Source organism: Actinotalea subterranea, assembly GCF_008364845.1.
GTDB lineage: Bacteria > Actinomycetota > Actinomycetes > Actinomycetales > Cellulomonadaceae > Actinotalea > Actinotalea subterranea.
Window position 1 is genome coordinate 16,330 of the sequence record NZ_VTTP01000014.1, and the last position, 14,491, is coordinate 30,820.

11 protein-coding genes are annotated in these 14,491 nt (G+C 76.5%); 8 read left to right on the forward strand and 3 right to left on the reverse strand.

Annotated features, from left to right (window positions below; genetic code table 11):
• Positions 1–4 precede the first annotated feature (4 nt).
• Positions 5–4,582 (forward strand): FtsK/SpoIIIE domain-containing protein, encoded by a 4,578-nt coding sequence (locus FZ988_RS19180; protein WP_149205280.1) that lies wholly within the window; start codon positions 5–7, stop codon positions 4,580–4,582.
• Here the strand turns inward: FZ988_RS19180 and FZ988_RS17245 are convergent.
• On the reverse strand, positions 4,569–5,003 hold the full coding sequence (locus FZ988_RS17245; RefSeq protein WP_149205281.1) for a hypothetical protein: 435 nt from the start codon (positions 5,001–5,003) through the stop codon (positions 4,569–4,571). The two genes, FZ988_RS19180 and FZ988_RS17245, sit on opposite strands and share 14 nt — an antisense overlap.
• 224 nt (positions 5,004–5,227) lie before the next feature.
• On the opposite strand from FZ988_RS17245, the gene FZ988_RS17250 reads away from it, so the two are divergent.
• A complete protein-coding gene (locus FZ988_RS17250) occupies positions 5,228–5,476 on the forward strand; it encodes a WhiB family transcriptional regulator (protein WP_149205282.1) in 249 nt (82 codons plus the stop codon).
• Positions 5,477–5,667: 191 nt separating this feature from the next.
• Here the strand turns inward: FZ988_RS17250 and FZ988_RS17255 are convergent, their stop codons facing one another.
• Positions 5,668–7,152 (reverse strand): sensor histidine kinase, encoded by a 1,485-nt coding sequence (locus FZ988_RS17255; RefSeq protein WP_149205283.1) that lies wholly within the window; start codon positions 7,150–7,152, stop codon positions 5,668–5,670.
• A gap of 72 nt (positions 7,153–7,224) precedes the next feature.
• On the opposite strand from FZ988_RS17255, the gene FZ988_RS17260 reads away from it, so the two are divergent.
• From FZ988_RS17260 to FZ988_RS17270, 3 genes are all read left to right on the forward strand, one after another.
• Positions 7,225–7,719 carry a DUF2505 domain-containing protein gene (locus FZ988_RS17260; protein ID WP_246169596.1) on the forward strand — a complete coding sequence of 165 codons (495 nt, stop codon included), beginning with the start codon at positions 7,225–7,227 and terminating at the stop codon, positions 7,717–7,719.
• A 161-nt stretch (positions 7,720–7,880) separates the two neighbouring features.
• Positions 7,881–8,921: a LacI family DNA-binding transcriptional regulator gene (locus FZ988_RS17265; protein ID WP_149205284.1), complete on the forward strand. Its 1,041-nt coding sequence runs from the start codon at positions 7,881–7,883 to the stop codon at positions 8,919–8,921.
• A gap of 84 nt (positions 8,922–9,005) precedes the next feature.
• Positions 9,006–10,280, forward strand: coding sequence for an APC family permease (locus tag FZ988_RS17270; protein WP_149205285.1), 1,275 nt, complete (start codon positions 9,006–9,008; stop codon positions 10,278–10,280).
• A 4-nt stretch (positions 10,281–10,284) separates the two neighbouring features.
• Here FZ988_RS17270 and FZ988_RS17275 read toward each other — a convergent pair whose 3' ends face one another.
• On the reverse strand, positions 10,285–10,803 hold the full coding sequence (locus tag FZ988_RS17275; RefSeq protein WP_149205286.1) for a flavodoxin domain-containing protein: 519 nt from the start codon (positions 10,801–10,803) through the stop codon (positions 10,285–10,287).
• Positions 10,804–10,905: 102 nt separating this feature from the next.
• Here FZ988_RS17275 and FZ988_RS17280 point away from each other — a divergent pair, with 102 nt between their 5' ends.
• From FZ988_RS17280 to FZ988_RS17290, 3 genes are all read left to right on the forward strand, one after another.
• On the forward strand, positions 10,906–11,772 hold the full coding sequence (locus tag FZ988_RS17280; protein ID WP_246169597.1) for an aldo/keto reductase: 867 nt from the start codon (positions 10,906–10,908) through the stop codon (positions 11,770–11,772).
• Positions 11,773–11,827: 55 nt separating this feature from the next.
• Positions 11,828–12,961 (forward strand): M15 family metallopeptidase, encoded by a 1,134-nt coding sequence (locus FZ988_RS17285; protein ID WP_149205287.1) that lies wholly within the window; start codon positions 11,828–11,830, stop codon positions 12,959–12,961.
• A 130-nt stretch (positions 12,962–13,091) separates the two neighbouring features.
• A complete protein-coding gene (locus tag FZ988_RS17290; protein WP_149205288.1) occupies positions 13,092–14,456 on the forward strand; it encodes a Glu/Leu/Phe/Val family dehydrogenase in 1,365 nt (454 codons plus the stop codon).
• The last annotated feature ends 35 nt before the right edge of the window (positions 14,457–14,491 follow it).

Sequence of the window (14,491 nt, forward strand, 5' to 3'; positions counted from 1 at the left end):
GGGCATGCGCTTCACGCTGGACCCGGGCGGCGACGTCGAGATCCCCGACGCCGTCACCCTCGGGCAGTGCCGCGACGCGCTGGTCCGCCTCACCGGGCGCCACGAGCTGCGGGACGCGCCCCTGTCGGTGGACGGGCGGGCCCTGCCCGACGACCACGTGGCGGGCGCGCCGCCCTGGGTCGAGGGGTCACGCCTGCGTCTCGTCGGGTGCAGGTGCGACCGCCCGGGCGAGGCAGGCCGCCGCCCGCGGTCCGGCGCCGTGCCCGACGGGTGCGCCTGCCGGTCGCCGGGCCCGGCGCTCCCGGCACCGTCGGCCCCCTGGTACGTCTCCGTTCTCGCGGGACCGGACGCCGGGCTCGTCGCGGCCCCGGACGAAGGCGGCATCGTCCGCGTGGGGCGCACAGCGGCTCCTCCCGCGCGCGGGCTCGTCACCCGGATCCCCTCCCCCGCCGCGCCCTCGGTCCTCCTGCCGCTGAGCGACCCGGAGGTGTCGCGCGAGCACGCGGTGATCGCCGCACGGTCCGCCGTCCGGCGGGGCAGGCACCGGCTGTGGCGCGTCCGCGACCTCGGCTCGGCCAACGGCACCCACCTGCGTCGGGGGCACCGGGCGCGACCCCGGCACGTGCGCGCGGGTGACCGGGTCCGCGTCGGCGGCACCACGCTCGTCGTGCACGTCGCCGCCGACGCGCACGCACCCGCTCCGGCCGACGGCGCGGGGCCTTCCGGGGAGCGGCTGTCGGCGACCGGGCTGCTCGTGCCGCTCGCGACGTCCGCGGTCCTCGCGCTCCTGCTCCATAACCCGCTGTTCCTCGTGCTCGCGCTCGCCGGTCCGCTCGCGATGCTCGCCCCGCGGCTCTCCGCACCGGTCACGCGCCTCGTCGGCCGTCGGGCGGCACGTGCGCGGCGGCAGGTGCCCACCGACGTCGCCGCCGCCTACGCGACGGCACCGACGGCACCCGTCGCCGCGGGTCCCGCCCGGCGCCGGCGGAGCCGCACAGCTCCGTTCGCGCTGGCACCCGACGCCGGGTCGGTAGCGGTCTCCTCGTGGGGGCACGGCGCACACCCGAACGCCTCGAGCCTGCGGACGCCGTGGTGGCCGCTCGCACGCGAGGGCCTCGTCGTGGTCGGCGCAGACCACGACGTGCGCGCGACGGCACGGGCGCTCGTCGGCGCGGTCCTCGTGGATCCCGCCGCACGCGTCACGGTCGTCGACGAGGACGTCCGCGGGTGGGCATGGTGCCGCTGGTCGGACCGCGCGTCGGTGAGCCGTGCCCCGGCGGGCGGCGCGTCCGCGGGCGGCGGTGCGCAGGCGGGCGGCGGCTCTCGGGCGGATGGCGGCTCTCCCACCCGCGGTGGTCCGTCGACCGGCGGCCCGACCAGCGCGGGTGGCCCGTGGGGTGGGGACGACCGGACCGGTGGTGCCGGTCCGGCGGACGGCGGGCCGGCCGGGCTCTCGACCCGCGTGGGCCGTCCGAGGCTGGCGGTCGCCGCCGGCACCGGCACGTGGCGGTCCGCGCTCGACCGCTGGTGGATCGACCGTGACGCCGACGACGCGCTGCTGCTGCTCGCCCCGCACGGCGGCGAGGTCCCCGCGTGGTGCCGGTGGGTGCTGCACGTGACGGACGACCCCGACGAGGCCCTCCTCGTCGGGCCGCGCGGCGCGGTCCGGGTCTCGGCACCGATGGCCTCCCTCACGTGGGCCGAGGAGCACGCTCGGCGTCTCCTGGCAGCCGAGCTGCGGGGCCGCGCGTCGACCGCCCCGGCGGGCGCAGGCGCACCCGGGCACGCGCGGGGCCCCGGCCCCGACCCGGACGCGCCGGCAGGACGTGCACCCGGCACCCGGGGCGCACGTCGCGCCGGCCTGCCCGACCGCGTCGCGCTGGCCGACCTGGGGCTGCCGTCGGACGTCGACGCCGTGCTCGACCGGTGGCGCGGTTCCGAGCCGCGGCGCGCGCTGACCCGGCTCGCGACGCCCGTCGGGGTGGCCCGCTCGGCACCGGCCGACGGGGGCCGGGCGTCGGGCGCCCCCGAGGCGGACGTCCTCGTCCTCGACCTCCTCGCGGACGGACCCCACGCGCTGGTCGCGGGGACGACGGGTGCGGGCAAGTCGGAGCTGCTCCAGAGCTGGATCCTCGGGCTCGCCCTCGTCCACCCGCCGGGCGAGCTCGCGATCCTCCTGGTCGACTACAAGGGCGGGGCGAGCTTCGGCGCGTGCCGAGACCTCCCGCACGTCGTCGGCCAGGTCACCGACCTGGACGCGATCGAGGCGGGGCGCGCGCTCGACGGCCTGCGCGCCGAGCTGCGCCGGCGCGAGGAGCTGCTCGCGGCCGCGGACGTCGGCGACCTCGAGCAGCTCCGGGCCCGCACCGACGGCGAGCCGGCACCCCCGCGTCTGCTCGTCGTCGTCGACGAGTTCCGCGCGTTCACCGAGGACCTGCCGGACTTCGTCCCCGGCCTGGTGCGTGTCGCCGCCCAGGGACGCTCCCTGGGCATCCACCTCGTGCTCGCGACCCAGCGTCCCGCGGGGGCCGTGAGCGCCCAGATGCGGGCGAACATCAGCCTGCGCGTGTGCCTGCGTGTCGCCGACGCGGCCGACTCGACCGACGTCGTCGACGTGCCCGACGCCGCCCACCTGCCGTCCGACCGGCCCGGTCGTGCCGTCGTGCGCCGCGGCGCCCTGCCGCCCGAGGTCGTGCAGACGGCCTGGGCGGCCCTGCCCGGCGGGGCGTGGCACGCGCCGGGCGCCTCCGGAGGGCCGGTCCTCGCGCGCTGGGTCGAGCCGTTCGTCGACAGCGCCCGTGCCGGTGACGACGCGGCCGATGGCCGGTCACCCCGGTCGGACGGCGGTCGGCACCTCGTCGACCTCGTGCGCGCCGCTGCGGACGTCGCGGGCTGCCCACCTGCGCGGCCGGTCTGGCTCCCGCCGCTCCCGTCGGTCGTGAGCGCGGACGAGCTGCCCGCACCACCGGGCACAGCCTCGGCGACGACCCTGCCGTTCGGCCTCACGGACCGGCCGCAACGCCAGACGCGCGCCGTGCTCACCTGGGACGCGTCCGCCGGTTGCCTCGTGGTCGCCGGACGACCGGGCTCGGGCCGCACCACGACCCTGCGGACGCTCGCGCACGCGGCGCTCGAGCGGGGCTGGCACGTGCACGCCGTCCTGGGGGCGGCCGACCGGACGTGGTCCGGGCTCGGCGCGCGGCACCCGGGCATCGGCACGGTCGTCGACGCGGGCGACCCACGGCGGCTCGCGCGCCTCCTCGTGCTGCTCGCCGAGGCGCCACCACCGCCGCCCACGGGGAGCCGCGCGCCCGTCCCCGCGACCGCGCCCCCGCACCGCCTGCTCGTCGTGGACGACCTGGCGGCCGTCCGGGCGGCGCTCGACCGGCTGCCCCGCGGCGCCGGCGCCGACCTGCTCGACACCCTCCTGCGGGACTCCCGACAGCTGCGCCTGGGCGTCGCCGTCGCCGGCGGCCCGCACGACCTGGCGCGCCTCCTCGCGCACGCGGCGCAGCGCTGGGTGCTCGCGGTCAACGACCCGCACGACGCCGCCCTGCTGGGCGTCCCTGCGAGCCTCGCCCTGACCGCCGGCCCACCCGGGCGGGGCGTGAACGTCGGCCCCACCGACGACGTCGGCGAGCGCGCACAGGTCGCGCTCCCGGCTGCCGAGCACTGCCCCGCGCCCTCGGCACAGCGCTCACCACGGCCGTCGGGACCGGCCGCGGCGCCCGGCCCGTCACCCGCCGCGTCACCGTCCGGTGCGCCGCCCGCCATGCACGTCGCAGCGCTGCCCGAGGACGTTCCTCTCGCTCGGCTCACCGAGGTGTCGGGCACCGGTGGGGCGTGCACCACCACCGGGGCATGCGCGGCCGACACGGGGGTCCCCCGTGTCCCCGTGGGGCGCGGCGGCGACGACGCCGGCGTGATGCTGCTCGACGTCGCTCGCGGGGCGCTCGTGGTCGGCCCGGGCGGGTCGGGCCGCTCCGCCGCGCTCGCGACGATCGCCCTGGGTCTGCGCGACGGCGGGTCCGACGTCCTCGTCGCCGCACGGTCGGGCCCCCTCGCGGACGTCGGCCGAGCGGGCGCCGTGCGCTGGGCTGCGACGCCTGCCGCGCTGAGCGCCGCGCTCGCCGCGCTCCGGTCACCCACCGCGACTGCGTCCGAGGGAGGCGGCCCCGACAGGGGCCCAGGGGCTCCGCGGCCGACCGTCGTCGTGGTCGACGACCTCGACCTCGTCGCCGCGGCAGCGCCCGAGGTCGACGAGGCGCTGGCCGCGTGGATCGGTGCGGCGGAGGGCGGCGACAGCGCGTGCCCCCGGGTGGTCGCCGCCGCACGGACCGACCGCGCGGCATCCGCGTACCGCGGCGCGCTGGCGGGCCTGCGCTGGTGCGGGACCGTCCTCGTCCTGTCGCCGACGAGCCCCGGCTCCGCCGACCTCGCCGGCGTCGACCTGTCGTTGGCCGTCGACCCGGCCCGCCCCCGCATGCCTGGGCGCGGTGTCGTCGTCGACGCGGCGGGCACCCGTCCCGTGCAGGTCGCCCGGCCACCCGACGCACCGGTGTCGCGCATCAGCTCCCGGTGACAGGCTCCGTCCCCACGGGCCTCACGAGCACCGCCGTCGTGACGACGGCGGCTGCGAGCGCCACCCAGGCGACTGCCGCGGTCGCGACCGCGGGCCCGACCTGGAGGACCGTGACCGCGGTCGCGCCCTGGAGCACCTGCCACGTCACGAGAGGCGCACGGGCCCCGCGGCGCCCCTGCCGGTGCAGGCGCGCGAGCCCCACGAGCGCTGCCGCGACGCCGAGCGCGAAGACGATGAGGAACAGGGAGACGCCGAGGCTCGGCGTGCCCTCCGCCACCAGCCGCACGGTCCACACGAGCCCCAGGACCCCGAGCGACACGGCCTCTGCGAGCACGAGGACCACCGCTGCACGGAGGGCCACCGAGGCCCCGGCGGACGGGCTGTCGTCACCGGCGGTACCGGTCGAGATGCGTCGCGACATGCGCCGAGCCTAGGTCCGCGCAATACTCGTGAAGCGGCCTGCTGTCCATGGAATCGGTGTGACCAACGCCTCACCTGTGATGTGGCTGAAACCTTCCCGTTACCCCTTGTGCACCTGCAGTCCGCATGTGACGCTTGTTTCAGTCATAGGACGTTCGCACGACCCCCCATTAGCCCTTGCCCCTGATCGGGGCTGGCTAACCGCGTGCCCTGAGGAGATGCCTGATGGATTGGCGCCACCGCGCTGCCTGCCTGGACGAGGACCCGGAGCTGTTCTTCCCGATCGGGAACACCGGGCCCGCCCTGCAGCAGATCGATGAGGCGAAGGCCGTCTGCCGTCGCTGTCCCGTCGTCGACACGTGCCTGAAGTGGGCGCTCGAGTCCGGCCAGGACGCCGGCGTCTGGGGCGGCCTCTCCGAGGACGAGCGCCGCGCCCTCAAGCGCCGCACGGCCCGCGCCCGCCGCGCCGGCTGACCCACCCCGCCTCCGCACGGAGGCCAGCCAGACCCCGACGACCCCGGGCCCGCGCGCAGCGGCCCGGGGTCGTCGCACGTCCGGAGCAGCTCAGGCCGAGGTGCGCACCGTCGGCCCGACCCGCGTCGGCGCACGGCGGCCGAACCCGCGACCTGCCGCCCCGACCGGCCCGTGGGCTCGGTCCGCCGACGTCACACGCCGTCGCGGCCCAGCTTGCGCTCGCGCAGGTCGACCTCCAGCACGACCTGCGTCCCACCGCCCGGCCGGGCCGTCCAGTCGATGCGGCCGCGGAGCTCGTTGCGGATCAGGGTCCCCACGATCTGCGTGCCCAGGCCGGTCATGGGCCCCGTCGCGTCGGCCGGCAGGCCCACGCCGTCGTCGGCCACGACCGAGCGCAGGTGCGAGCCCGTGCGCTCGGCGATGATCTCGACCGTCCCCGTCCGGCCGCCGGCGAACCCGTGCTCGACCGCGTTCGTGACCAGCTCGGTCAGGACCAGCGCGAGGGCCGTCGCGTCCTCCGCCGGGACCATGCCGAACGTCCCCGTGCGCACGGTGCGGACCGAGGCGCCGGCCGAGGCGACGTCCGCGGCGAGGCGCAGGCTCCGGTCGACCAGTGTGTCGAAGTCGACGGTCTCGTCGAGCGCCTGGGACAGCGTCTCGTGGACCTGGGCGATCGTCGTCACGCGACGCATCGCCTCGAAGAGCGCCTCCCGCGCCTCGGCCGACGTCATCCGCCGCGCCTGAAGGCGGAGCAGCGCCGCGACCGTCTGCAGGTTGTTCTTGACCCGGTGGTGGATCTCCCGGATGGTCGCGTCCTTGGTGATGAGCTCGCGCTCCCGGCGCCGGAGCTCCGAGACGTCCCGGCACAGGAGCACCGCACCCACGCGCTGCCCGTGCTCGGTGAGCGGGACCGCGCGCAGCGACAGGCACACGCCGCGAGCCTCGACGTCCGTGCGCCACGGCGCCCTGCCCATGACGACGAGCGGCAGCGACTCGTCCATCGTCGTGCTCTCCTCGAGGAGCTCCGTGGTCACCTCGGCGAGCGAGCGCCCGACGAGCGACCCCAGGACGCCGAAGCGGTGGAAGCAGCTCAGGGCGTTCGGGCTCGCGTACAGCACCTCGCCCTCGGAGTTGAGCCGGATGAGCCCGTCGCCGACGCGTGGCGCACCGCGCCGCGGACCCGTCGGCGCGTTGGGCGACGGGAACTCGCCACGGGAGATCATGGCGACGAGGTCGTCCGCGGACTCGACGTAGTTGAGCTCGAGCCGGCTCGGCGTCCGGGCGCCGCCCAGGTTCGTCTGTCGCGCGACCACGGCGATCGGACGCCCGCCGTGGACCACGGGCACGGCCTCCTCACGCACCGCGTAGGTGCCGAACCACCGCGGCTCGCGCGAGCGCTGGATGCGCACCTCGTCGAGCGCGCGCTCGAGCTGGGGCCGCTGGCCGTCGGGGGCGCTGCTGCCGACGATGTCGTCGTAGTGGACGGTGGCACCCGTCGACGGGCGCGCCTGCGCCACGGCGACGTAGTCGCCCGTGCGGGTCGGCAGCCACAGGACGAGGTCCGCGAACGCGAGGTCCGAGATCAGCTGCCAGTCGCCGACGAGGAGGTGCAGCCACTCGACGTCGGCGGGGCCGAGGTCGGAGTGGCGGGAGACCAGGTCGCTGAGGGTGGACACGCTCGAAAGCCTAGGTGCAGGAGCGCGCGGAGTTGTTAGCCTCAGTCCACCGTCCACATCCCGGAGGCATCGGTGCACCTGTCCGCCCAGGCTCGATACGCAGCCGACCTCCCGCGCGTCGTCGCGATGCTCGCGGACGAGGAGTTCGTGGCCGCCAAGGTCCGTGCCTCGGGAGCGCTGAGCCAGCAGGTCGACGTCGTCGGCGAGGCCGAGGGCGCGTTCACGGTCACGACGCGACGCCAGATGCCGACGACGGGCATCCCCGCGCAGTTCCGCTCGCTCGTGGGCTCGAGCCTCGAGGTCCGCCAGGTCGAGGCGTGGGAGGCTCCGGAGCCCGGCGGCCGGCACGGCACCGTCGTGGTCGAGATCACGGGTGCGCCCGTGCGGCTGACGGGCACCATGCGCCTCGTGACCGAGCCCGACGGGACGACCGTGCACCACCTCGACGGCGAGCTCAAGGCGTCGCTGCCCCTCTTCGCCGCGGCCGTCGAGGACGCGACGGCGACGGCCGTCCGCGACGCCGTGGCCGCCGAGGAGCGCGTCGGCAAGGCCTGGCTCGAGGCGTAGCGGCAGGGCCCGCGGACCGCGCGACCACGCGCGTCGCGGCCCCGCCGGACCCGTGTTGACACGTCCCCGTGCGAGCACGAGACTGCTCCCCGGTGGGATCGCTCTCATGCACCGGCGCAGAGACCGGGCACGCCCGCACGAGTGAGACGGAGAGGGGCCCGATGACGCAGGACGGGCCCGAGCGACCGGCCAACCTGCCGCACGCCCCCACGCTCGAGGAGGTCGCCGACCTCGCCGGGGTCTCCCGGTCCACGGCGTCGCGCGCCATCAACGGAGGGCTCAAGGTCAGTCCGGAGGCCCAGGCGGCCGTGGACGCGGCCGTCGCCGAGCTGGGCTACACGCCCAACCGTGCGGCCCGGACCCTCGTCACGCGCCGCACCGACTCGATCGCGCTCGTCGTGCCCGAGCCCGACGAGAAGGTGCTCAACGACCCGTACTTCGCCGGGACCCTGCAGGGGCTCAGCGCAGCCCTCGCGGAGACGGAGATCCAGCTCATCCTGCTCATCGCGCGGCGAGGGGACGAGGCGCACCGGACCACGCGCTACCTGCGCAACGGGCACGTCGACGGCGCCGTGATCGTCTCCCACCACCGCGACGACGCGCTCGAGTCCGTGCTCGCGCAGTCCCGCCTGCCCTGCGTGTTCGTCGGACGCCCGTGGACCACGCCGCGGCCCGTCCAGTACGTCGACGTGAACAACTACCTCGGTGGCCGTCGCGCGACGGAGCACCTCATCGCGACGGGCTGCCGCCGCATCGCGACGATCGCCGGTCCGCTCGACATGGCGGCCGGCGTCGACCGCCTCGCCGGGTGGCGTCAGGCGCTCCAGGACGCGCACCTGTCGGACACCGCGATGGTGCGCGGCGACTTCACGGCCGCCAGCGGGGCGGCGGCCACCGAGCAGCTGCTCGCCGCCCACCCGGACGTCGACGGGCTCTTCGCTGCGTCCGACCTCATGGCGTCGGGCGCACTGGGCGTGCTGGCACGCCACGGGCGGCGGGTTCCGCAGGACGTCCGGGTCATCGGCTTCGACGACCTGGGCGTCGCGGCGTCGACCAACCCGCCCCTGACCACGATGGCCAACCCCGTGGTCGAGATGAGCCGGGTGGCGGGCGAGCTCCTCCTCGAGCAGATCGCGCGGCGCGCCACGAGCGTCGAGCCGCGCATCTTCAGCGCCGAGGTCGTCGTACGCGAGTCCGCCTGACCCCGCCCGCGTCCGTGGCCGCGACCGTCAGCGCGGCGAGGGCCGTGGCCGGAATCCTCACCGTGGCCGTGGCAGGCTGACCGCGTGCGCCCGCCCGACCAGGACCCCGCCGACGCCCGCCTGGCACGCACCCTCGGGTTGGGCGACGCCGTCACGATCGGCCTCGGCGCGATGCTCGGCGCCGGCGTCTTCGTGGCCTTCGGCCCCGCGGCGGGCGCCGCGGGTGCCGGCCTGCCCTGGGCCCTCGTCCTCGCCGCGGCGATCGCCTGGGCGAACGCCGACTCCACGGCGCGCCTCGCGGCGCTGCTGCCCACGTCGGGCGGCGCGTACGCCTACGGCCGCGCCCGCCTCTCGCCCGCCTGGGGGACGGCCGCAGGCGTCGCGTTCCTGGTCGGCAAGACCGTCAGCGCCGGTGCGATCGCCACGACCGTCGGCGCGTACGTGTGGCCGGAGCACGCCCGGGCCGTGGGCGTCGCGGCCGTCGTCGCCCTGACCGCCCTCGCGTGCGCCGGCGTGGAGCGCAGCGCGCGGGTCACGCGCGTGGTCGTCGCGCTGGTGCTGCTGGCCCTGGCGACCGTCGTGGTCGTGGCGCTCACGTCGGGCGGGGCGACCGACGGTCTCGTGGCGACGCTCCGCGGAGCGCTCGCCTCCCCGGACGCCCTGACGGGCCCGGGGACGACGGGCGCCGCGGGCAGCGCGGCCGCGCAGGCGTGGGACGCACGGGGCGTCCTGATGGGGGCCGGCATCCTGTTCTTCGCCTTCGCCGGCTACGCCCGCATCGCGACCCTCGGCGAGGAGGTGCGCGATCCTCGGCGCACGCTCCCACGGGCGATCGCCGTCGCGCTCGGCATCGTGCTGGTCACCTACGCGGCCGTGGGCGCCGCCGTGCTGCACGTGCTGGGCCTCGCGGGCGTCGCCGCGTCCGGGCGCCCGGTCGCGGACGCCGTCGAGGTCGTCGGCGGGCCGGCGTGGGCGGTGCCCGTCGCGCTGGTCGCGGGCGTCGCCGCGCTCGCCTCAGGCCTCGGTGTGCTCCTCGGACTGTCGCGGACGTCGCTGGCCATGGCGCGCGACGGCGTCCTGCCGCGCTCGCTCGCGCGCCTCGACGGCCGGGGCCACGGCGGGCGGGGTCACGGCGGGCGCCCCGTCCGCGCACAGGTCGCGATCGGGGCCGCCGTCGTCGTGGGGATCCTCGTCGTCGAGCTCGACCGGGCAATCGCCCTCTCGTCGGCGGCCGTCCTCGTGTACTACGGCATCGCGCACGCCGCGGCGCTGACGCTCCCCGGCGCGGCGAGGCGGCTCGTCCCGGTGCTCGGTCTCCTCGGCTGCGGGGTGGTCGCCGCGGCTCTGCTGCTGGGGTGAGCCGTCAGCGCACGAACCGCAGGCGCCGGATCTCCTCGGCGTGCAGGTCGTGCGCGATCGACGCGGCCCAGTCCTCGACGTCCTTCCACACCCGGAAGTCGCCCTGCTGCGCCTGGACGAGCGAGACGACCGCGCGCTCCGCGAGCGCGAGACCGCCCTTGTCGAGGCGCCCGGCGAACGTCCGGTGCCCGCGGGCGCCGAGCCGCGTCAGGAGCGCGGGGACCTCCTCGGGGTCGCCACCGGGCGCGGGCGGGTTGCCGACGGGGCCCGACGAGAACAGCCAGATGGGACGGTCCGCGGGCCCACCGGCGAGGCGGTCCACGAGCGCACGCGCCGAGGCGGCCCAGCGCCCGACGTAGACGGACGAGCCGAGCACGACGGCGTCGTACGCCGTGAGGTCCTCGACGTCGTCAGGGTCCATCACCACGGCCTCGAAGCCGTCCCCGCGGAGCACCTCCGCGACGACGTCACCGATCTCGCGGGTCGAGCCGTGCCGTGAGGCCACGGCGACGAGGACGAACATGGGACCACCTCCTGGACAACGGGGCGGCGCCCCGGCCATGGTCAAGCCTCACCCCCGACCACCCGGGTGCGCCTGGGCCGCAGGTCCCGCAGACTGGGCCTCATGTCGACGCCCCCCACCAGCATGCCCGCCGGCGTGCCCACCAGCACCGCCGGAGCGACCGCCGCCGACCGGCCCCACGAGACCATGCCCACGCTCGACCTGCGCACCCCCGCGGGCGACGTGCCCGTCCCGCTCCTGGGCCTGGGCACGTGGCAGTCCGACGGCGACGACGCCTACCGAGCGGTCCGGCACGCGCTGGACGTCGGCTACCGGCACGTCGACACCGCGACCGGGTACGGCAACGAGGACCAGGTGGGCCGGGGAATCGCCGCCTCGCGCGTCGACCGCGCCGACGTGTTCGTCACGAGCAAGCTGCCGCCCGACGCCGCGGGGCGCGAGCGCGAGACGCTCGAGAACAGCCTGCGCCTGCTGGGCACCGACCACCTCGACCTGTGGCTCGTCCACTGGCCGCCGAACGCGCAGGCGACGCCGAGCACCTGGCAGGCGTTCCGTGAGCTGCGCGACGAGGGCCTGGTCCGGGCGATCGGCGTGAGCAACTACTCGCTCGACCAGATCGACGAGCTCGTCGCCGCGACGGGCGAGGCCCCCGCGATCAACCAGATCCCCTGGAGCCCGCGTGACCACGACCCGGCGCTCGTGGCCGGCCACGCGCAGCGCGGGGTGGCCCTCGAGGGCTACAGCCCGTTCAAGCGCACCGACACGTCGGACCCGGTGCTCGCCGAGGTCGCCCGCGACCACGGCGTGAGCGTGCAGCAGGTGGTGCTGCGCTGGCACCTGCAGCACCGGGTCGTGGTGATCCCCAAGTCGGTCACGCCCGAGCGGATCGAGGCGAACCTCGACGTGCTCGGCTTCACGTTGACCGACGAGGAGGTCGCGCGCATCGACGGGCTCGCCGGCGCGCACTGAGCGTCGACGGCCGCCAGCGGTCGACAGGGTCGCGGCTGTTGGCGAGACTGCTGCGGTGCCGAGTCGGTTCCCGCGGGTGACGCGTCGGGCCGTGGCCCTCGGGGCCGCGGTCGCCGTAGGGCTGTCCGCGGGTGGCCTCGTCGCCGTCCAGGTCCGCGCCGTGCAGGCCCAGGAGGCACGCGACGAGGCGACGGCTGCCGCCGAGGCCGAGGCGGCCGAGCGGGAGCTGCGCGCGCAGGAGGAGGCGCAGGCCGAGGCGGCCGAGGCGCTCGCGCAGGAGTGGACCGCCGCCGTCGAGGAGGCGACGCCCCACCTCACGGCCGCCGACGCGACGCTCGCGGACTCGCTCGGTCGCGTCGCCGACGAGTCCGTGCGGGACGCCCTGGGCGCGGCGATCGACGCGGTGCGCACGATGCTCCCGGAGCCCGCAGAGGGCTCGGCGGCACCCACCGCCACCTCGACGGGCGGCTCCGCGACCGACGCCGCGGACCTGGCGCCGTCCTCGCCCGAGGACCTGCGGGACGCGGTGGCGGCGATGACCGCGGCGACCGCTGCCGTGACCGCCGCACAGCTGGCCTGGCAGGCCGAGCAGGACGCGCTCGCGGCGCAGCAGGAGGCCGCGCGCCAGGAGGCCGCACGCCGGGAGGCGCAGGAGCCCGCACTCGGCGGGCCACCGAGCACCGGCGCCGGGCCGGACTGCGGCGGCCCGGGCTCCTACGAGCCGCCCAAGAACGAGGGGCCCACGTTCTACACGTCCACCCCGGGCACGGGCGGCGACGGCAGCAACGGCCGCATCCCCGCCTCACAGATGACGCCCCTGGGCTGGTGCACCGACTCGCAGGGCAACCAGCAGTGGCTGCGGTCCGACGCTGCCGCGGCGCTGACCCGCCTCAACGAGGCGTTCCGCGCGGAGTTCTCCGAGAACATCGCCGTGGACCTGAGCTACCGGTCCTACGAGGACCAGGTCGAGATGCGCGAGGCGTACGGGAGCGTGGCGGCCCGGCCCGGCACGTCCAACCACGGCACCGGCACCGCGATCGACACGTGGGAGTGGGCGGCGTACTCGTTCGGCTCGGCGCGCTACGAGTGGCTCGTGACGCACGGCCCCGAGCACGGGTGGGTCGCACCCGACTGGGCGCGCCAGGGCGGCAGCAACCCCGAGTACTGGCACTTCGAGTTCGTCGGCTGAGGTCCCGGACCCGCCGGGCGGCACCCACCGCTGGCACCGGGCGGCGGAGGTGGGAGAGTGTCCGAGGGGCCGACGACGTACCCGCCACGAGGCCCCTGCCTGCAGCCGCACACCAGGAGGCTCGATCCGCATGGCCCAGACGACCACCCCGTCGCCCTCGACCGACGACCCGTCGCCCTCGACCGACGACGCCACGCCCGCACCCCCGGCCGCCGGGGTCCCGGCGAACGCGCCGGACCTGGCCCGACCGACACACGCCGGCCCGCTCGCGACGGCGCAGTCGCAGCTCGCCGGGGCGATCGAGCGCCTGGGCTACGACGCCGGGATGCACGCGATGCTCGCGACCCCGCGACGGGAGGTCAACGTCGCGATCCCGCTGCGCCGCGACGACGGCTCGACGGAGCTCTTCCACGGCTTCCGGGTGCAGCACAACGTCTCGCGGGGCCCCGGCAAGGGCGGCCTGCGGTACCACCCGTCGGTCGACGTCGACGAGGTGCGCGCCCTGGCCATGTGGATGACGTGGAAGTGCGCCGTCGTCGAGCTGCCCTACGGCGGCGCCAAGGGCGGCGTCGCGATCGACCCGCGCAACTACTCCCAGGCCGAGCTCGAGCGTGTCACGCGCCGCTACACGAGTGAGATCATGCCGATCATCGGGCCGGAGCGGGACATCATGGCGCCCGACATCGGGACCGACGACCAGACGATGGCCTGGGTCATGGACACGTACTCGGTCAACCAGGGGTACACGATCCCCGGCGTCGTCACGGGCAAGCCGCTCGAGGTCGGCGGGTCGCTCGGCCGGGCCACCGCGACCTCCCGCGGCGTGGTCCACGCGACCCGTGCCGCGATCGGCGAGCAGGGGCTCTCCCTCGCCGACGTGCGTGTCGCCGTCCAGGGTTTCGGCAAGGTCGGCTCGCACGCCGCGGACTTCTTCGGCGACGCCGGCGCACGCGTCGAGGCCGTCTCCGACCAGTACGGGGGCGTGTACCGCAGCGGCGGGCTCGACGTGCCGCGGCTGCTGGCCCACGTGCGCGAGACGGGCTCGGTCGTCGGCTTCGCGGGGTCCGAGCCCATGGACAACGCGGACCTGCTCACGCTCGACGTCGACGTGCTGGTCCCGGCCGCGGTCGAGGGCGTGATCACCGACGTGAACGCCGACCAGGTCAAGGCCCGGTGGGTGGTCGAGGCGGCGAACGGGCCGACGACGGCCCGCGCGGACGCGCTGCTCGCCGAGCGCGGCGTCGTCGTCGTGCCCGACATCCTCGCGAACGCGGGTGGCGTGATCGTGTCCTACTTCGAGTGGGTGCAGGCCCAGCAGGCCTACTGGTGGACGGAGGCGGAGATCGAGCAGCGCCTCGAGGAGCGCATGATCCACGCGTACGACGCGGTCGCCCAGGTCGCCCGCCGCGAGAAGGTCGCGCTGCGCGACGCCGCGCTCCTGCTGAGCGTGCAGCGCGTCGCGATGGCCCACAAGACGCGCGGCCTGTACCCGTGACGCACGGCTGACGGGGTCCCTCGCGGGCTGGGCCT